The 17,322-nt window shown below is 59.1% G+C and carries 18 protein-coding genes; 2 read left to right on the forward strand and 16 right to left on the reverse strand.

All coding sequences use genetic code 11. From position 1 onward, the window contains the following. The 16 genes from AACS18_RS13460 to fliE form a co-directional block, all read right to left on the reverse strand. Positions 1-1,433: flagellar biosynthesis protein FlhA (locus AACS18_RS13460; protein WP_108612481.1), on the reverse strand; the 1,433-nt coding region annotated here is incomplete at its 3' end. A 107-nt stretch (positions 1,434-1,540) separates the two neighbouring features. After that, complete coding sequence (gene flhB, locus AACS18_RS13465) at positions 1,541-2,671, reverse strand: flagellar biosynthesis protein FlhB (protein ID WP_108612482.1); 1,131 nt, start codon at positions 2,669-2,671, stop codon at positions 1,541-1,543. Continuing rightward, positions 2,664-3,461 (reverse strand): flagellar biosynthetic protein FliR, encoded by a 798-nt coding sequence (gene fliR / locus AACS18_RS13470; RefSeq protein WP_005353677.1) that lies wholly within the window; start codon positions 3,459-3,461, stop codon positions 2,664-2,666. The genes flhB and fliR overlap by 8 nt, the downstream gene beginning before the upstream one ends. Continuing rightward, positions 3,458-3,727, reverse strand: coding sequence for a flagellar biosynthesis protein FliQ (gene fliQ, locus AACS18_RS13475; RefSeq protein ID WP_005334727.1), 270 nt, complete (start codon positions 3,725-3,727; stop codon positions 3,458-3,460). Before fliQ ends, fliR begins: the two co-directional genes overlap by 4 nt. Before the next feature lie 25 nt (positions 3,728-3,752). Then, positions 3,753-4,526: a flagellar type III secretion system pore protein FliP gene (fliP, locus tag AACS18_RS13480; RefSeq protein WP_005334729.1), complete on the reverse strand. Its 774-nt coding sequence runs from the start codon at positions 4,524-4,526 to the stop codon at positions 3,753-3,755. Next, positions 4,513-4,893, reverse strand: a complete 381-nt coding sequence (gene fliO, locus AACS18_RS13485) for a flagellar biosynthetic protein FliO (protein WP_005353678.1) — start codon at positions 4,891-4,893, stop codon at positions 4,513-4,515. Before fliO ends, fliP begins: the two co-directional genes overlap by 14 nt. Next, a complete protein-coding gene (gene fliN / locus AACS18_RS13490) occupies positions 4,890-5,282 on the reverse strand; it encodes a flagellar motor switch protein FliN (RefSeq protein ID WP_005298791.1) in 393 nt (130 codons plus the stop codon). The genes fliO and fliN overlap by 4 nt, the downstream gene beginning before the upstream one ends. Positions 5,283-5,331: 49 nt before the next feature. Next, a complete protein-coding gene (fliM, locus tag AACS18_RS13495; protein WP_005334736.1) occupies positions 5,332-6,402 on the reverse strand; it encodes a flagellar motor switch protein FliM in 1,071 nt (356 codons plus the stop codon). A gap of 7 nt (positions 6,403-6,409) precedes the next feature. After that, positions 6,410-6,925, reverse strand: a complete 516-nt coding sequence (gene fliL, locus AACS18_RS13500; RefSeq protein WP_108612483.1) for a flagellar basal body-associated protein FliL — start codon at positions 6,923-6,925, stop codon at positions 6,410-6,412. Between the two features lie 57 nt (positions 6,926-6,982). After that, positions 6,983-8,911, reverse strand: a complete 1,929-nt coding sequence (locus AACS18_RS13505; RefSeq protein ID WP_108612484.1) for a flagellar hook-length control protein FliK — start codon at positions 8,909-8,911, stop codon at positions 6,983-6,985. A 67-nt stretch (positions 8,912-8,978) separates the two neighbouring features. After that, the gene (gene fliJ, locus AACS18_RS13510; RefSeq protein ID WP_005334746.1) at positions 8,979-9,419 is read right to left on the reverse strand and encodes a flagellar export protein FliJ; all 441 of its coding nucleotides are present in this window, start codon (positions 9,417-9,419) and stop codon (positions 8,979-8,981) included. Between the two features lie 27 nt (positions 9,420-9,446). Continuing rightward, a complete protein-coding gene (gene fliI / locus AACS18_RS13515; protein ID WP_042060547.1) occupies positions 9,447-10,778 on the reverse strand; it encodes a flagellar protein export ATPase FliI in 1,332 nt (443 codons plus the stop codon). Between the two features lie 52 nt (positions 10,779-10,830). After that, complete coding sequence (gene fliH / locus AACS18_RS13520; protein ID WP_108612485.1) at positions 10,831-11,655, reverse strand: flagellar assembly protein FliH; 825 nt, start codon at positions 11,653-11,655, stop codon at positions 10,831-10,833. A 68-nt stretch (positions 11,656-11,723) separates the two neighbouring features. Next, entirely contained in the window at positions 11,724-12,785 is a 1,062-nt protein-coding gene (gene fliG / locus AACS18_RS13525) for a flagellar motor switch protein FliG (protein WP_005334749.1), read from the reverse strand. Next, positions 12,778-14,487, reverse strand: coding sequence for a flagellar basal-body MS-ring/collar protein FliF (gene fliF / locus AACS18_RS13530; protein WP_180342942.1), 1,710 nt, complete (start codon positions 14,485-14,487; stop codon positions 12,778-12,780). The genes fliG and fliF overlap by 8 nt, the downstream gene beginning before the upstream one ends. Before the next feature lie 62 nt (positions 14,488-14,549). Beyond that, positions 14,550-14,867: a flagellar hook-basal body complex protein FliE gene (gene fliE, locus AACS18_RS13535; RefSeq protein WP_005353687.1), complete on the reverse strand. Its 318-nt coding sequence runs from the start codon at positions 14,865-14,867 to the stop codon at positions 14,550-14,552. Between the two features lie 154 nt (positions 14,868-15,021). Here fliE and AACS18_RS13540 point away from each other — a divergent pair, with 154 nt between their 5' ends. Both AACS18_RS13540 and AACS18_RS13545 read left to right on the forward strand, forming a co-directional pair. Further along, positions 15,022-15,933, forward strand: coding sequence for an AraC family transcriptional regulator (locus AACS18_RS13540; RefSeq protein WP_181363281.1), 912 nt, complete (start codon positions 15,022-15,024; stop codon positions 15,931-15,933). Positions 15,934-15,999: 66 nt separating this feature from the next. Continuing rightward, positions 16,000-17,322 (forward strand): amidohydrolase (locus tag AACS18_RS13545; protein ID WP_108612486.1); only part of this gene is annotated, 1,323 nt, incomplete at its 3' end.

Genomic DNA, 17,322 nt, shown 5'->3' on the forward strand with positions numbered 1-17,322 from the left:
GCCTGAGAGACCATCTCCTTGGCAACCCAGACCGCTTCCAGTCCGAAGGCGGGATCCCGGGTGGCTATCCCCTGGATCTGACCGAACACCTGCCCCGGATTGATGGCCATCTCCTTATCATGGTAGACATTGGCCTCGCCGGTACTGACCCCCATCAAGGTGATGCGGTATTGGTTTGGCGCCAGATCCAGGTTGTCGCGAATGTGGACGGCAGGGACCAGAAAGCCCAGCTCTTGCGAGAGTTTCTTGCGCACCCCTTTGATCCGGTTGAGCAGTTCGCCACCCTGATTGCGATCCACCAGCGGGATCAGCTGATAACCCACTTCAAGCCCGATGATGTCCACCGGCATCACATCGTCCCAGCTCAGCTCTTTCTGCTCATGAGGTTGTTCGGCAGTGGCAGGCAGCAGCTCGCCCTTGGCCGCTTTGGCGGCCGCCAGTTTCTCGCGGCGCAGCAACCACCAAGCGCCGGCGGCGGCAAGAGCCCCCAGACTCAGGAAGGCGAAATGCGGCATCCCCGGCACCAGCCCCATCATCAGCAGAATCCCGGCCGAGATGATCAGCGCCTTGGGATTGTCAAACAGCTGGCCTAGTACTGCGGTACCCATGTCCTGATCGGTATTCTGACGGGTCACTATGATGGCGGCGGCGATGGAGAGCAGCAGGGAGGGGATCTGCGCCACCAGACCGTCACCGATGGCCAACAGGGTATAGATCTCGGCCGATTCGCTGAAGGTCAGCTGGTGCTGCATCATCCCGATGATGAAGCCGCCGATGATGTTGATAAAGAGGATCATGATGCCCGCAATGGCATCCCCTTTGACAAACTTGGAGGCACCATCCATGGAGCCGTAGAAGTCAGCTTCCTGGGTTACATCCTGACGACGCTTCTTCGCCTCTTCCTGATTGATGAGACCGGCGTTCAAATCGGCATCGATGGCCATCTGTTTGCCCGGCATCGCATCAAGCGTAAAACGGGCACTCACTTCCGCGATCCGCCCGGCACCCTTGGTAATGACCACAAAGTTGATGATCATCAGGATGGTGAAAACGATGATGCCGACCGCATAGTTGCCGCCGATCACCACGTTACCGAACGCCTCGATCACATGGCCGGCCGCCGCACTACCATTGTGACCTTCCAGCAACACCACCCGGGTCGAGGCGACGTTCAACGCCAACCGCAGCAAGGTAGCGAGCAGCAATACGGTCGGGAAGGCAGCAAATTCGAGGGGGCGCCGGGTATAGACGGATACCAGCAGCACCACGATGGAGAGGGCAATGTTAAAGGAGAAGAGCACATCCAGCATCAACGGCGGGATGGGCAACACCACCATGCCTAGCGCGGCCAATACCAGCAGAGGGGTGCCAAGGCCTTTGCCCAATACTCCCCGGTACTCTTTGAACTGGCCCAATACTGCCTTGAATTCCATCGCGCTTCTCAATTTCAACCTGCTGGTGCCAGATTAAAGCAAACATCAAGCCAACAATACAAGACATTGAAATGCAATGGATTTATTTTGACTACGTCAGAACTTTGTCATTTTCGATATTCGGTCGGAATGGGCAGATCTTTAGCCAGCGGCTGGGGACGGCGACCCTGACCACGGCGGAATTTCTTGAGCTGGAAGACATAGGCGAGCACCTGGGCAACCGCCGCAAACAGCCCTTCCGGGATCTCGTGGCCCAGCTCGGTTGAGTGGTAAATAGCCCGGGTCAAAGCCGGTGACGGCATGATGGGGATCTCGTACTCTCTGGCGATCTCCCTGATCTTCATTGCAATTTCATCTGTGCCCTTGGCCACGACCTTGGGCGCGGCACCGGGTTTGCCCGCATCATACTTGAGCGCTACCGAGTAGTGGGTCGGGTTGGTGATCACCACATCGGCCTTGGGCACATCCCCCATCATCCGGCGCATCGCCATCTGCATCTGCAGCTGACGGATCTTGCCCTTTACCTCTGGCTTGCCTTCGCTATCCTTGAACTCGTCCTTGACCTCCTGTTTGGTCATCTTGAGCTGACGCATGTGGTTCCACTGCTGGAACGGCACGTCGATGGCAACGATGGGAAGCAGGGCGCAGCAGAGGATGATCAACATCCAGAGAAACAACTCCAGCGCATCGATAATGCCGCCGGGAAATCCCTCCATGGAGAGGTTGAGCAGATGATTAAACTGACTGGATAACATCCACCAGGCAAACAGGGTGATGAACACCACCTTGGCGATGGATTTGACCAGCTCAATCAGCGACTGCACCCCGAACATTCGCTTGAGGCCGCTAAGTGGACTCAACTTGCTCATCTTGGGCATCATGGCTTCGGTGGAGAAGTTCATCCCCCCCATCAGGGTGTTGCCGATAAAGGCGGCAATCGCCAACAGCGCGAACAACAGCCCCAGCGGAAGAACCAGTTCCCCCAGCAGCGCCGGCAGCATGGCGATCATGGCATTGGGATCGAACGCCTGCTCCCGGTCCAGGGTAAAGCCCATGGTGACAACCTTGACCATGGCGGTCGCCAGCGAGCCCTTGAGCATCAACAGGCCAAAGACCGCCGAGAGCAGAACGCTGGCGGTCCCCAGCTCTTTTGAACGTGCAATCTGCCCTTTTTCACGGGCCTGTTGCAGTCGTTTGCCCGTGGGTTGTTCGGTACGTTCCTGGTCGGTATCAGCCATGAGCGCCCCCGAAGCACTGGGTGTTGATCAGCTCGCAGCTGACCTCCTGCACCCGCTCCCACATGATGTCGAAGTGGCCGAGGAACCCGCCGATAGTGAGCCAGAGGATGAGCAGACCCGACATCATGCTGACCGCAAAACCGATACTGAAAATGTTGAGTTGCGGCGCCGCCCGGGTCATGACACCAAAGGCGAAGTTGATTAGGAGCAAAGCGACGATGGCTGAGAGCGACATAACCAAAGCAGCCTGATACATCACACCCAGAAACGCACTCAGGGTTTTCATGGATGAAACCGAGAGGCCGTGCTCGGAGACAGGCAGTGTCTCGAAACTAAGAATGACCAGCCGCAGCATCACCAGATGACCATCCAGCGCCAGAAACACCAGGGTCGCCAACATCAGATAAAACTGACCCACCACGGGTGCCGACTGGCCATTCATCGGGTCCACCAAGGTGGCAAAACCCAGGCTGGTCTGCATGGCGATGACCTGGCCGGCCATCACGAAACTCTCCATCAGAAACTGGGTCATCAGGCCGAGGGCAATACCGATCAACAGCTGCTGGCCCAATACCAAAAAACTGCCGGCAGAGAAGAGCTCGATAGGAGGCATTTTCGGAAGCAGCGGGGCAATCAGAAAGGTGATGGCCAAAGCCAGCCCCATCCGTACCCGCGCAGGAGCGAGACGGCTGCCGAACACCGCCATCACCATCAGCAGACTGCTCACCCGCGCCAGCGGCCAGAGGATTGAAGACAACCACTCCATGATCAGAGCGGTTGTGTAGGTCATCCCACCACCTCGGGGATTTGATTGACCATCAGTATGAAAAAGTCCATCAGACTCTGCATTCCCCAGTGAGCACCAATTCCCAGGGCCAGCAGGGTCACGATAAGACGGGGCAGAAAGCTCAGGGTCTGTTCGTTGATGGAGGTGGCCGCCTGAAAAATGGCTACCACCAAGCCGATAGCGAGGCTGGGCAGGATCACGGCGCTGACCATGATATTGACCAACCAGAGCGCCTCACGAAAGACGTCGACAAAGGTTTCAGGACTCATGTTCGGGCTCCTTGCGCTCGACCGGCTAACCGGCACCCAGTCCGAAACTGTTGGCCAGCGACCCCAGAATGAGGTTCCAGCCATCCACCATCACAAACAGCATCAGCTTGAAGGGCAGCGAGACGATCATCGGCGAGAGCATCATCATCCCCATCGCCATCAGGATACTGGCCACCACCAGATCGATGACCAGGAACGGCAAGAACAGCATAAAACCAATCTGGAAGGCGGTTTTCAGCTCGCTGGTGACAAAGGCCGGGATCAGCACCCGTAGCGGCACATCGGCCGGTTTCTCCACCTGCACGTTGGCGATCTCCATAAAGGTGTTGAGATCCTTGATCCGGGTCTGGGCCAGCATGAACTGGTGGATGGGCAACTCGGCCCGCTCCAGCGCCTCCTTTGCCTGAATGGTCTCGGCCAGATAGGGCTGCAACGCCTCATCATTGATGCGATCCAGCACCGGCGACATGATGAAGAACGACATGAACAGGGCTATGCCGATCAACACCTGGTTGGAAGGGCTCTGTTGCAAACCGATCGCCTGGCGCAAGATACCCAACACCACAATGATGCGGGTAAACGAGGTCATCATGATCACCATGGCCGGCAAGAAGGAGAGCGCGGTCATCAGCGCCAGCACTTGCAGGGTCAGGCTGTACTCCTGAGAGCCATCCCCCATGGTCTTGACGGTCACCGCCGACATGGCGTCCTGTGCCAGCGCAGGCCAGGAGCAAAACAGTGGTATCAGCAGGCTGACCAGCAGCCCCGTTTTCAGCCATAAGCCGTTAGCTTTTTTCATGCTTGCCCATCAATTTGCCAAGCTGCTGGGAAAACGCCTGAGGCTGGTTTTCATCCAGCGGCTCCTCCAGCCGGTAGAGAAAATTGACCTGCTGCGGTGTTACGCCGACCAGCAGTTGCTGTTCGCCCACCTTGACCACCAGCAGCTTCTCTTTGTAACCCACCGGCAACGAGGCGATGACCCGCATCTGGCCGCCCCCCATGGCGGTCGCCAGCTTGCTCTTCTTGAGCAGAAAGCCCAGCACCAGAATGAGGCCAATCACCATCAGACTGGAGAGCAACCAGGAGCTCAGACTAGGCACGTTGGCAGATGCCGCTGTCTCGGCAAAGACCGGAACAGGCAGCAATAACAACAGGAGGCGCATCATTTGAGCTTCTTGATCCGTTCAATCTGGCTGATGACGTCAGTCAGGCGGATACCGAACTTGTCGTTCACCACCACCACCTCGCCGTGAGCGATCAGGGTACCGTTGACCAATACATCCAGCGGCTCGCCTGCAACACGATCAAGCTCCACCACCGAGCCCTGGTTCAGCTGCAACAGGTTGCGGATGCTGATCTGGCTGCGGCCCACCTCCATGGCGATAGTGACCGGAATATCGAGAATGGTGTCGAGCTTGCGACGCTCCTCGGCACTGATGGGGGCATCATCTTTCAACTCTTCCAGCGGGGCTGGCTTGGCTTCCGCCGTCACCTGCTCCTCCAGAGCCGCAGCCCAGGCATCAGCCATCAGATCCTCTTCCTCAGTTCCGCTCATCTTGTTTCCTTATGCTACTTCGTGACCGTTTACCGTAATAAACCGTCAATTATCGCTGTTGATCTTCGATACTGCGCTCGAGCTCTTCCAGCTCGGCCTCGCCATCAATTCGTACCCCGCCCCGGGTCACCAGATGCATCTCCGTCTTGACCCCTTCCGGACGTTTGAGCTTGTCGGTGATCTTGAGCGCCACATTATCCTTGGTGCGGCCCATCTTGGCGTGGAAAGTGGGCAAGTCCTCGACAAAAACCAGCAAATTTTCCGGCATATCGACCGGAATGATATCGCCGGGTCGCAGCTCCATCAGCTCACGCAAAGTGAGTTCGGTCTCCAGCAGCTTGGCGCGCAGCTCCACCTTGACGTCCATGATCTCGTCACGCAGCGCCTTGCTCCAGCGTACGTCGGTATCCCCCTTGTCACTCTGCACACCGGCGTCCAGCAGCTCGCGGATCGGTTCCAGCATGGAGTAAGGCATCGCCACGTGGAAGTCGCCGCCGCCACCATCGAGCTCGATGTGGAACGAGCTGACCACGATCACCTCGGTTGGGCTGACGATGTTGGCCATCGCCGGGTTCACTTCGGAGTCGAGATACTCGAACCCCACATCCATCACCGGCGCCCAGGCATCCTTGTAATCCTCAAACACCAGTTTGAGCAGCATCTGGATAATGCGCCGTTCGGTCGGGGTAAATTCGCGCCCTTCAATCTTGGCGTGATAACGGCCATCGCCACCGAAGAAGTTCTCCACCAGGATGAAGACCAGTCGGGCCTCCATGGTGATGAGTGCCGTCCCCTTGAGTGGGCGGAACCGCACCATGTTGAGACTGGTCGGCACAAACAGGGTATGAACATACTCGCCAAACTTGAGCATCTGCACCCCGTTGATAGAGACCTCGGCGGTACGACGCATCATGTTGAACAGGCTGATCCGCATATGGCGGGCGAAACGTTCATTCACCAGCTCCAGCGTCGGCATGCGACCACGGACGATGCGGTCCTGGGAGGAGAAGTCAAACTGGGCTACGCCGGGGTCTCCAGCGCCGCCTATCTCTTCCTCTTCGACATCATCGACACCGTGCAAGAGGGCATCAATTTCGTCCTGACTTAACAGATCGCTCACGCTTCACCTACTGCATTACAAAGCCGGTAAACAGCACTTGTTCGATAACGGGGGAAGAGACCAGGTCCTTGAGCACCCGACGGCACTCTTCCAGTGAATCCTTGCGCAGCTTCTCCTTGCCTTCAAAGGTCATCAGCTGTTCGGCACTGGCTGCGTTGAATACCCGCAGCAAGGTGCCTTCAATCAGGGGGATATTCTGTTTGGCCAGCGTCTCGTCGGCGGTACCGCGCACCATCAGCTGGATCTTGATCTGCACCAGTCGATCTCGCTGGGCACCTGCGACGTTGAAGACAAATGGGCGCGGCATACCGACATAGAGGGAAGGTTTAGGCGCTTCCTCCTTGGGTGTGGCCTCGGCACCTTCCGCCGCTTCAGCGGGCGGTTTATCGGAGCCGGAGAGCATCAGGAAGGCGCCAGCACCACCACCGCCCAGCAAAATTACCGCCAGGGCAATGATAATGATCAGCTTCTTTTTCTTGCCCGCAGCCGGGTCTTTTAGCGTCAACTCGTTATCGTCAGCCATCCCTTGTCCACCCTAGTCTCAAACTTGTTCGATATCATAAACTTACTCGGGATTGCATCAAGCATAGAAATCAATTCCGGAACCGTTTGTCGATTCCACCAGCAAACTGGGGTTGGAAGTGGTGAGTTCCCCTTCAACCAGCCCGTTACCGGACCGCGGCTGACCACTACTCTGACCTTGCTGACCCTGCCCGTTAAAGGTGGGCTGGCCCTGTTGCTGCTGTTGCTGCGACTGCTGCTGCACCTGCGTCTGACCAAGCTGGATCCCCTGCCCTGCCAGCATGTCACGTAGCCGGGGCATCGCCTGCTCCAGCATCTCGCGGGTCTGTCCATGTTGTACCACAAAATGGACGTTTGCCTGGCTGTCGGCCCCCATCTGGATCTGGATCTTCATCTTGCCAAGGCCGAGGGGGTCGAGCTGAATTTCCGCCTGTTGCAGTTTTTCGGCCAGCATCACATTGACCTTCTGGTGCAATTCGGCAGGTGCTTCCTGACTGGCCAGTTTCAAATGGGGTAAATTCTGCGGCTCACGGCGCAGCGTCGTCTCAGCGGCGGGCGCCCGGCTATCGGCTACCTGTGGCTGAGTCTGGCTGTTCTGGCCATGCTGAACGGTCTGGCTCGGGCTGCTTTCACTGCTAGATGTCGTCGCAACCAGGCTCTTCTCCGCCTCACCGGCCTTCGGTTTTACCTCAAGCGACACCGCTTTGCGCACCTCGTCGGTGCCCGTCACTTCCATCTGCTTGATGCCGGCTGAAATAGTCGACAACGGCGCTTGCGGCCCCTGAGATTCAGCCTGTGCCAACACCTGCTGCGGCGCCACCATTACGGGGGCGGCAGCACTATCACTCTGAGCAGTCGCATTTGCCGTCACTCTGCTCTGGGCTGCGGCACTTTCTGCGGCACTTTGCGCCGTCCTCACGGGCGCCGAACTTTGATTAGCGGTGGTGGCTTGCTGCTGGCTACCCTCGGCGGCCCCCTTTTCTGCCCCCTTGCCAGCTACCCCACTTCCATCCGCAGTTGCTGAGGTGGTTGCAGCGCCAGCTTCAGGCTGCTTGAGCCCCTCACTGAAGGCCTTGAGGGCGGTCCCCTGAGTCGTGGCTTGCGTCGCCTGCCCCTTGTTAGTCAAAACATTACTGGCGGCGAGATCGGATTTGCTGTCGCCAGCCTCTTTTGCAGCGAGTAACTCTACGGACTTGGCGGTGCTTGGCGACTCATCGACCGGCAGCACCTTGGCCAGCTGGGCCATTCGCTCTGCCCCCGTGAGGGGCTTGGTCTGCTTGCCATCTGCTCCGAGGGTTTCGCCCTTGGCAAAGGCTTTCTCCCCGGACTGCCCATCCGCAGTAGTGGCGGCATCTTCACCTTCAGAGGAGAGAACGGCAGCAGAGGCATCACCCTGTGCCACCACTCGCGCCGCTGAGGACAATACGGTGGTATCAAGAGTCGAGTTGACGGTCGTCGCCAGCGGCGACTGTGCCCCGGTCTGACCTGCAAGCTGTTGGGCAATTCTGGCAGCGGCAGGAGTCTGCTCGCCTTCATCAAGCGCAATCCCCTCGAGCTCACCCTCTTGCGGCAACGGATTGCCGTCTACCGCAGTGGTGCTCTGTTGGGCCGCCACCGCCAGCTGGGGTGTCACTAGCGAGGTATCGAGCTTGAGGGAGTCTTGCAGGCGCAGCAGAAAGTCGGTGGCAGGGACCTCCTCCACCTTGTTGTCGGCGTCAGGAGCCTGCTCCTTGCTGGTCTCCTCTTTGGGGGAGGCGCTCTCGGTCGCCAAAGATTTGGCTGATCGGATATGGTTACCGCCCTGAGTGGCCTCGGCGGCGCCCTGTTCGCTGTTCCGGGCCTTGGCAATCAGGGTGGCGAAATCACCCTTGCTGTCGCTACCGGTTCCCCCATCGATACTTTTGCTCTCGACGGAACCGCTCAGAGGCGCTTTGTCCAACCCGTTGGCCGGAGCCGAAGGCGTTTGTGTCAACAGTGTCTGCATCATGATGGGATCCCTGAATTCTGGTGGCCCCCAAAGAGATGGCCGCCGACAATGCCCATATCAAAGCAAGTTACAGGCCAGATTGATGAAAGCGTCGCAACATGGCGTACTCATCCAGCATCTTCTGCTCCTGACGCTGGGCTTTCTGCTGCTCGCGGCTCGCTTGCTTCTCCAGTAACAGCTCTACCGCTTTGCGCCGCTGCTGGGCCGCCAGCCACTCTTCACGGCGCTGTTCCAGCGCCTGACGCACCTGCAACACCCCTTCGTACTGCTGGGTCGCTGCCTGTTCGAGCTTGTTGATAAAGGCGTGATACTGGGTATTTTGCTGGGGCGAAATCCCCTGCAGGCCGCGATCGGTCCACTGCTGGTGATAGATCTGGCGGTACTGGTTGAGGGCATTTTGCTGATCCATGAACAGCTTGAGATCCTGCTGCGCCTTCACCAGCGCCAGCGCACACTGCTGCTCCGCCTCCACCAGCCGATCGGCCAACAATACCAACCCTTTACTCATCGTCGACCTCTCTGTTACCGACCATCATCAGCGCATCAATGGCATCGCCACCATCTGCAAGGCTTGCAGGCCATCATCGTAGTGAATGACCTCGCGCATCCCCTGCTGCAAGAACTGATCCAGATAGGGTTTTTGAATGATGGCGCGGTCAATGCGCGGATCGGAACCCTGACTGTAGGCGCCGATGGTGATGAGATCCCGGTTCTGCTGATAGAGGGAGTAGAACTGCTTGAGGGTGCGCGCCAGATCCATATGTTCCGGCGAGGTCACCATGGGCATGACCCGGCTGATGGACTTCTCGATATCGATAGCCGGATAGTGGCCCGCATCGGCCAGCTCGCGCGACAGCACTATATGGCCATCGAGGATCGCCCGCGCCGCATCGGCAATGGGATCTTGCAGGTCATCCCCCTCGGTCAGGACGGTGAAGAAGGCGGTGATGGAGCCCTGGCCGTCACTGCCGTTACCCGCCCGCTCCACCAGCGCCGGTAATTTGGCAAATACCGAGGGTGGATAACCCTTGGTCGCTGGCGGCTCGCCCACCGCCAGCGCGATCTCACGCTGGGCCTGGGCATAACGGGTCAGTGAATCCATCAAGAGCAGCACGTTGAGCCCCTGATCGCGGAAATACTCGGCGATGGCCAGCGCCGTTTCACACCCCTTTAGCCGCATCAGCGGCGAGGCATCGGCGGGAGCCGCCACCACCACGGAGCGGGCACGCCCCTCCTCTCCCAGAATGTCTTCAATAAACTCTTTCACTTCCCGGCCCCGTTCACCGATGAGGCCGACCACCACTACATCTGCCACCGAGCCGCGGGTCATCATGCCCAGCAGCACCGATTTACCGACACCGGAACCGGCAAACAGCCCCATCCGCTGGCCCTGACCGACCGTCAGCACGGCATTGATGGCGCGCACCCCCACATCCATCGGCTGATGGATCGGGCGGCGAGAGAGCGGGTTGATGCGGTGCTGGGCAAACTGCACGGTCTGGGAGGAGAGAATGGGGCCGAGGCCATCGAGTGGCTGACCGATGCCGTCGATGACCCGGCCAAGCAGGTTCATGCCAACCGGAATGCCGTGCTCTTCGGTGATGGGCACCACCCGGGCACCGGGGATCACCCCCTTGAGCTGTTCGCTCGGCATCAGAAACAGGCGATCGCCGGAGAAACCCACTACTTCTGCTTCCAGCATGCCGTCCTGGGTATCGATGCGGCAGAGCGCACCGATGGCGGCGCGGCAACCGATAGCTTCGAGGGTCAGCCCCACCACCCGGGTCAATTTGCCGGCAACCGGTGGTTTGGGGGCGCTGTCGCGTACCTTGTACCCTTGCAACCGGTTCAGTAGCGAGCCGCTCATCTGGCCTCCTGAGAGCTAAAAAGTGCAACCGGACAGCAACGTCCGGCATCGGTTATGGGCGTGCGTCCTGCGAAGCCGGGTTCTGCGACGCATTGTCCCGCAAGAAGTTGCGCAGCAGCTGATCGATGCGCCCGGAGAGGGTCAAATCGATGCTGGAGAGCTCGGTCGCCAGTTGCAGATCGCCGGGGGAGAGGGTGGGATCGCTCTGCAATCGCCAGTGGCGCTTGGCGCACTCTTCGGCGCCAAATGCCTGCTCGATGCGTGCGATATCGTCGGGATGCAGCATCAGGGTCACCCCCTGCTCGGCGGCGGGCAGCAACGCCAGCCCCTCTTTGAGCGCCTCCAGCAGAATGCGGGGGGAGGTCTCTGCTTCGTGACGAATCAGCGCGCGGGCCAGTTGCATCACCAGCGAGACCAACTGCTGCTCCACCGCCAGATCCAGCTCGTTAAGCGGATTGGCCAGGCGGGTGGCGAGCCCCTGCCAGTGGGCGATCTCCTGCTCCACCAGCTCGCGGCCCATGGCCAGTCCCTCCTCGCGCCCCTGTTCGAGACCGGCAGAGTGGCCCTGTTGCAATCCTTCCAGCTTGCCCTCTTCCATCCCCTTGGCATAACCGGACTCGCGCCCCTCGGCCATCCCCTCTTCCCAGGCAGCCTGACGGATCGCTTCAAGCTCTTCGGCGGTGATGCTAGGGGTCGGCTCCTGTTCGGGCTCCGGCTCCACCACCTCCTCTTCCTGCTGATACCAGTCAGGGGCCAGGCCAAGAGCATTGGTAGGCGCTCCCGCCTCTACCTCGACCTCCATCTCGGGCCAGCCCCAGGTCTCTACCCGGGCATCATCGCCGTCGGGGCGCACATAACCACGCAGTTTGTTGTTCATGCTTTGCGCGGCTCCTTACCACTGCCTGATGCGGGCTTGGCATCGCAATTCTGTTTATGGGCCATGGCTTAGAGGAACTCCTCGCCGCCACCGGCACCCAGCATGATTTCGCCAGCATCCGCCAGACGACGGGCGATGGAGAGGATCTCTTTCTGGGCCGCTTCCACTTCGGAGACCCGGATCGGCCCCATGGCCTCCAGATCGTCTGCCAGCATTTCGGCCGCCCGTTTGGACATGTTCTTGAAGATTTTCTCGCGCATCTGATCGTCGGAGCCCTTGAGGGCGCGTTGCAGCAGATCCCCAGGCACTTCCCGCAGCATGGTCTGGATGCCGCGATCGTCCACATCGATGAGGTTTTCGAACACGAACATCAAATCCTGGATCTGCTGGCTCATCTCTTCGTCCGACTCGCGGATGGAGTCCATCAACTGGCCTTCGATATTGGTATCCAGATAGTTCATGATGTTGGCGGCTGCCTTCAGGCCGCCCATCTTGGCTGCCTGGGCACCGGCCGCACCGGCGAACTGTTTCTCCATGATGTCGTTCAACTCTTGCAGTGCCGCCGGTTGTACCTCTTCGAGGTTGGCGATACGCATCACCAGATCGAGGCGCACCTGCTCCGGGAACTGGCTCAGGATCTCGGCGGATTGCTCCGGCTCCAGATAGGAGAGCACGATAGTCTGGATCTGCGGGTGTTCGTTCTGGATGATGCTGGCCACCTGACGGGCATCCATCCACTTGAGCGAATCGAGGCCGCGGGCGCCGGAACCGAGAATGATCTGGTCCACCAGATTGCTCGCCTTGTCCTCGCCAAGAGCCGCCACCAACGCCTTGCGCACGAAGTCTTCGCTGCCGATACCGATGTTGGTGTACTTCTGGATATCGTCGATGAATTGACGGTGCACCGCCGCCACCCGATCGTGACTGAAGTCGGACATGGAGGCCATCGACATACCGAGCCGCTGCACCTGCTTGGGCTCGAGATGACGGAAGATCTGGGCGGCATCCTCTTCATTGAGGCTGAGCATCAGCACCGCAGCCATCTCCATCCCCGACATCTGGTCGAGGATCTGGCGCTGACTGTCGGTGATGTCATTGCCGGTGACTTGACTTTTCTTTTCTTCAGGCATCTTTGTTCGTTACCCATTCTTTAATGACCTGAGCGGCCAGATCCGGCTCGTTCGCCACCAGCGCACGTACCGCCTTGAGCAAGTCTTCGTCACGGTGCAGATCCGGCAGTTTCAGCTGGCCATCGCGTACACCAAATACCTGATCGCTCTCGACTTGTGCTGACAGCAGACTCAACTCGTCGTCGCCACCCAGTACGGTGTGGTTGTCGAAATCCACTTCCCCTTCCGGTTTGGCATCAGGGTAGAGCAGTCGCTTGAGCATGGGGCGAACCACTGTGACGATCAAGACGATGATCACCAGTACCGAGGCGGCAATCCGCACCGCACGCCAGAACCAGGGCTGATCGTAGAGCGGCACTTCGGCCACGGTATCCAACTCTGGGCGATTGAACGGAATCGCGACCACCTCAAGGGTATCACCACGGGTCACATCAAAGCCAAGGCCACCGCTCAGCAAACGACGCAATGTATCGAGTTCTGCCTGGGTGCGCGCCTCACGAGTCACGGCCCCGTCGGCACCGGGGACCGCTTTGTAATCCACGGCAACCGAGACGGTCATGCGGCGAATGCCACCCATCTGGCGACGGGTATGGCTGACGGTGGTATCCAGCTCGAAGTTGCGAGTCGCCTCTTTGCGGGAACGGCCCGAAGCGGCAGCGCTGGCACCATCACCACCGGTCGCCTCCTCGGGAATATTGGAGGCGGCAGGGGGCTGGTTGGAGAGGGCGCCGGGCACACCACCATTGCTGCCACTGGCGCTGTTCTCTTCCATGGTCATTTCGGAGCGCACTGCAGGCAGATCCGGGTTGTAAGTCTTGCGGGTCTGCTCCTGCTGGGAGAAGTCGAGGGAGAGATCCACTTCCGCCGTATAGTTGTCGGCCCCCAGCACCGGGATCAGGATGGCGTCAATTTTTTGTTTGTACTCCAGCTCCTGCTTCTGCTGCATGGCAAACTCTTTGCGAGTCTGGGCCGAGATCGGGTCTTGCGAACCGGAGTTGAGCAGGCGGCCATTCTGATCGGTGACAGTGACGCGGGTCGGCTCAAGGCCATGGACGGCGGAGGCAACCATATCGACGATGGAGTCCACCTCCCCCTGCCCCAGCGCAGCCCCTTTCAGGTTGAGCACCACGGTGGCACTGGGTTTGCGTTCGTTGCGGGCAAACACGTTATCTTTCGGAATGGCCAGCAGCACCTGGGCTTTGGCCACATTCTGGAACTGCTCGATGGCGCTCGCCAGCTGGCGCTCGCGGCTCAGCTTCAGACGTTCGCTCTCCATCCGCTGGCTGACGCCGAAACTGGAATCTTTCAGCAGGATATCTTCGCCACCGATGTTGCTATCGGTGGCATTGGCAAGACCGGCACGGGTCAGGGCCAGCTGGATAGTGGGGTAGCTTTCGGCGTTGACCAGCACGCTCTTGCCATCCACCTCATAGGGGATCTTCTGCTGATCGAGGAAGTCGAGAGTCTTCACCAGCTCCTGGGTGGTGTAGGTGCCGAGGGGACGCATATCCGGCTCCTTGCCCCACAGCAGGATAAACACCGCAATGGCCAGACAGATGGCAAGCCCCAGGATCAGGGTGATTTGCCGCAGCACATCGGTGTTGGACAGGAAGCCCAGCGCCGAACTCTTCTGCTCATTTTCATCGAGGGCGGCGGTGCCCTCATCGTTTATCAGCAGATCGCCGTTTTGGTCAGTAGCCACGATTTATGTCCTTATTGCTGACATGTTCATGATGTTCAGTCGTCATGGTTTATTGGCGTCGCTTATACCGGCATGTTCATGATGGTCTTGTAGGCATCGACCATCTTGTTGCGCACCTGTACCGTGGCTTCAAAGGCGATGGACGATTTTTGGCCCGCGATCATCACTTCGGCCAGATCCACCGACTTGTCGCCCATATCGAAACGGGTGCGCAGATCATTGGCGGCCCCTTGCAGCTCGTTGACGTTGCCAAGCGCCTGTTGCAGCAGCAGACCAAAGTCGGAGGTTACCTGACGACCGGGTTGTGCCAGCGGCGTTGCGCCTGCTTCGATCTTGAGCGCCTGCATCTCTTGCATCAGGCTGCTTGCACTAATTTCCATTTTCCATCCCCAGACAAATCATTGACGCTGGCATGCAACAAGCAATTAGAGTGCCAATGCGTTAAAAGCGCGATGCGGATGAGTGGCCAGACCAGGCCGGACGGGTTCGACAACGGCAGGTGGCTCTGATTAAATCCGACTCTGACGCCCACTTTTGCTGGCTGGCAAGGAGTCCGCTCTGGATTATCGCAAACCCGTGTTCAAGGCGATGGACTACATCAGCCACCATCTGGATGACAATCCGAGCCTGGATGAGGTCGCAGCGGCGGCGGCCATCTCCACCTTCCACTTCCACCGTATTTTCAAGACGATGGTCGGCGAAACCATTGCCGGATTTACCCGGCGCCTGCGTATGGAGCGCGCTGCCCGTCGCTTGCTCGCCTCCCCCCAGAGCGATATCACCACCCTCGCACTGGCCGCCGGGTTCTCCAGCTCCCAGAATTTCGCCAAAGCCTTTCGCCTGCACTTCGCCATGAGCCCTTCGGAATACCGCCAGCAGCAAGGGGGAAACTGGAAAAGCAAGATTGGAAACGATCCCCTTCCCTTTGACACCTATGATGGCCTGGTCATGCACCCGGTCACCGAACACCCGGGTCTGTTGCAGGGGGCTAGCGTCAGGCAGATGCCCGCCCGGCGCGTGGCGTACATGCGCCGCCTGGGCCCCTATGGCAAAGAGACCTGCGAGCAAGCTCATCGGGATTTGCTCGCGCTGTTCGCCTCAGACGAGGCGATGACACCAGCGGGTACCCTGAGTCTCTATTGGGATATCCCCGATATCACCGATGAGACCCGTTGCCGTACTGACGTCTGCATCGAACTGGGGCCAGAAATCCCCGCAGGGCGCCAGTTAACCACCCAGACCATCGCCGCGGGCCCCTATGCGGTATGTCACTTTATCGCTCACGGCGATCAACTGGTCGCCTGCTGGGAGACGGCATTTCGCTGGGTAATGGGCCAAGGGCTGAACTGCGACGATCGCCCGTGTTACGAGCAATACCACGCAGACACGGACCCCGACCGGGATCATTACGTGTTTGATATCTGTATCCCGCTGATCAACCGATAAGCCGATACCTCATTTCCATTTACCCACTTCGGTGCCTTCGGGCACCGAAGCGACGGAGTCATGCCCATGAATATCAAAACGCTGTTTCTCGCCAGCCTGCTGGTGACGCTTCCCGCTGCCGCCAATGCCCAGTCACAGAGCCAGACGCTGATCTTTGGCGGCACCATCTACAGTGGTGATCCGGCGAACCCTCACCCGGAAGCGGTCGGCATTGAAGGTAAAAAGATAGTTGCAGTCGGCAGCTATCAGGAGGTCAGTGCCCGCCTCGGCAACCATGCCAAGCGTCTTGATCTGAAAGGAAAGTACCTGATGCCAGGGCTCATCGACAGCCATGTTCATGCGGCATTTGCCGGTTTTCAGGGGATGACGGTTAACTTTCCCGATGCCATGAGTGAGGTTGAGCAGGTGCAGCAATTTCTGACCCGCAGCAAGGATGACCCCCGCCTGACACTGGGCGATGTAGAGCTATACAGCAATGTCTCCCTCGACTACTGGCATCAGCTTCCCCTGCTCGATCAGGTGTTCAATGGCCCGCAATACCGGCAGATCCCGGTAGTGCTTGCCGGTTCGGATGCCCACACCGGTTGGGCCAATCAGGCCATGCTGCGCAAGGCTGGCATTGATGCCGGCTCCCTTGACGGCCGTTATGCTCCGCTGAAAGGCACTTTTGGCCTCACCCCATCCGGCAAGCTCAATGGCTTTGCCTCGGAAGGCGGCTGGGATGCCATCCTCAAGGCCCTGCCCCCCGTCAGCGACGAGACGATTGCCAAGGCCATCATGACCGCCGCCAAACAGCTCAATCAGGTGGGCATTACCGCCTGGATGGACCCTATCAGCAACATTCGCCCCCTTGCGCCCATCTTCAACGCCGAGCCGGATCGCCGCGATACCGGCCTGCTGCCGGCGTACAGCATGCTCTCCCGGGAAGGCAAGCTGACCGGACATGTATCCGCACTGGCACTGGTGGGGATACATGCATCACCCGCCATCATTGATGACGTCTTGGCGCTGCAACAGCAGTTTCAAGATGCCCCGGACGTGAAACTGGTGGGGATAAAGATCCTGCAAGATGGTGTCATCGAGTATCCATCCCAGACCGCCAAGTTGAGCGAGCCCTACCTCAACCGTCCCGGTTACAGCGGCAAGGACGATCTGGACAAACAGCGTTTTAACGAGCTGATCCGCACCGCGGATGCCCATCAACTTATCGCTCACTTTCATGCCATCGGCGATCGGGCCGTCCGAGAATCCCTCGATGCCATCGCCTATGCCCGGGCCCACAATCAGGATCACCGCTTGCTGCACAGCATCACCCATCTGGAGGTGGTGAGCCCGGCCAGCATTGCCCGCTTCAAACCGCTCAATGTGGCCGCATCGATGCAACTGTTG

It is taken from the genome of Aeromonas sp. HMWF015 (assembly GCF_963878965.1).
In the GTDB taxonomy this organism is placed as follows: domain Bacteria; phylum Pseudomonadota; class Gammaproteobacteria; order Enterobacterales; family Aeromonadaceae; genus Aeromonas; species Aeromonas veronii.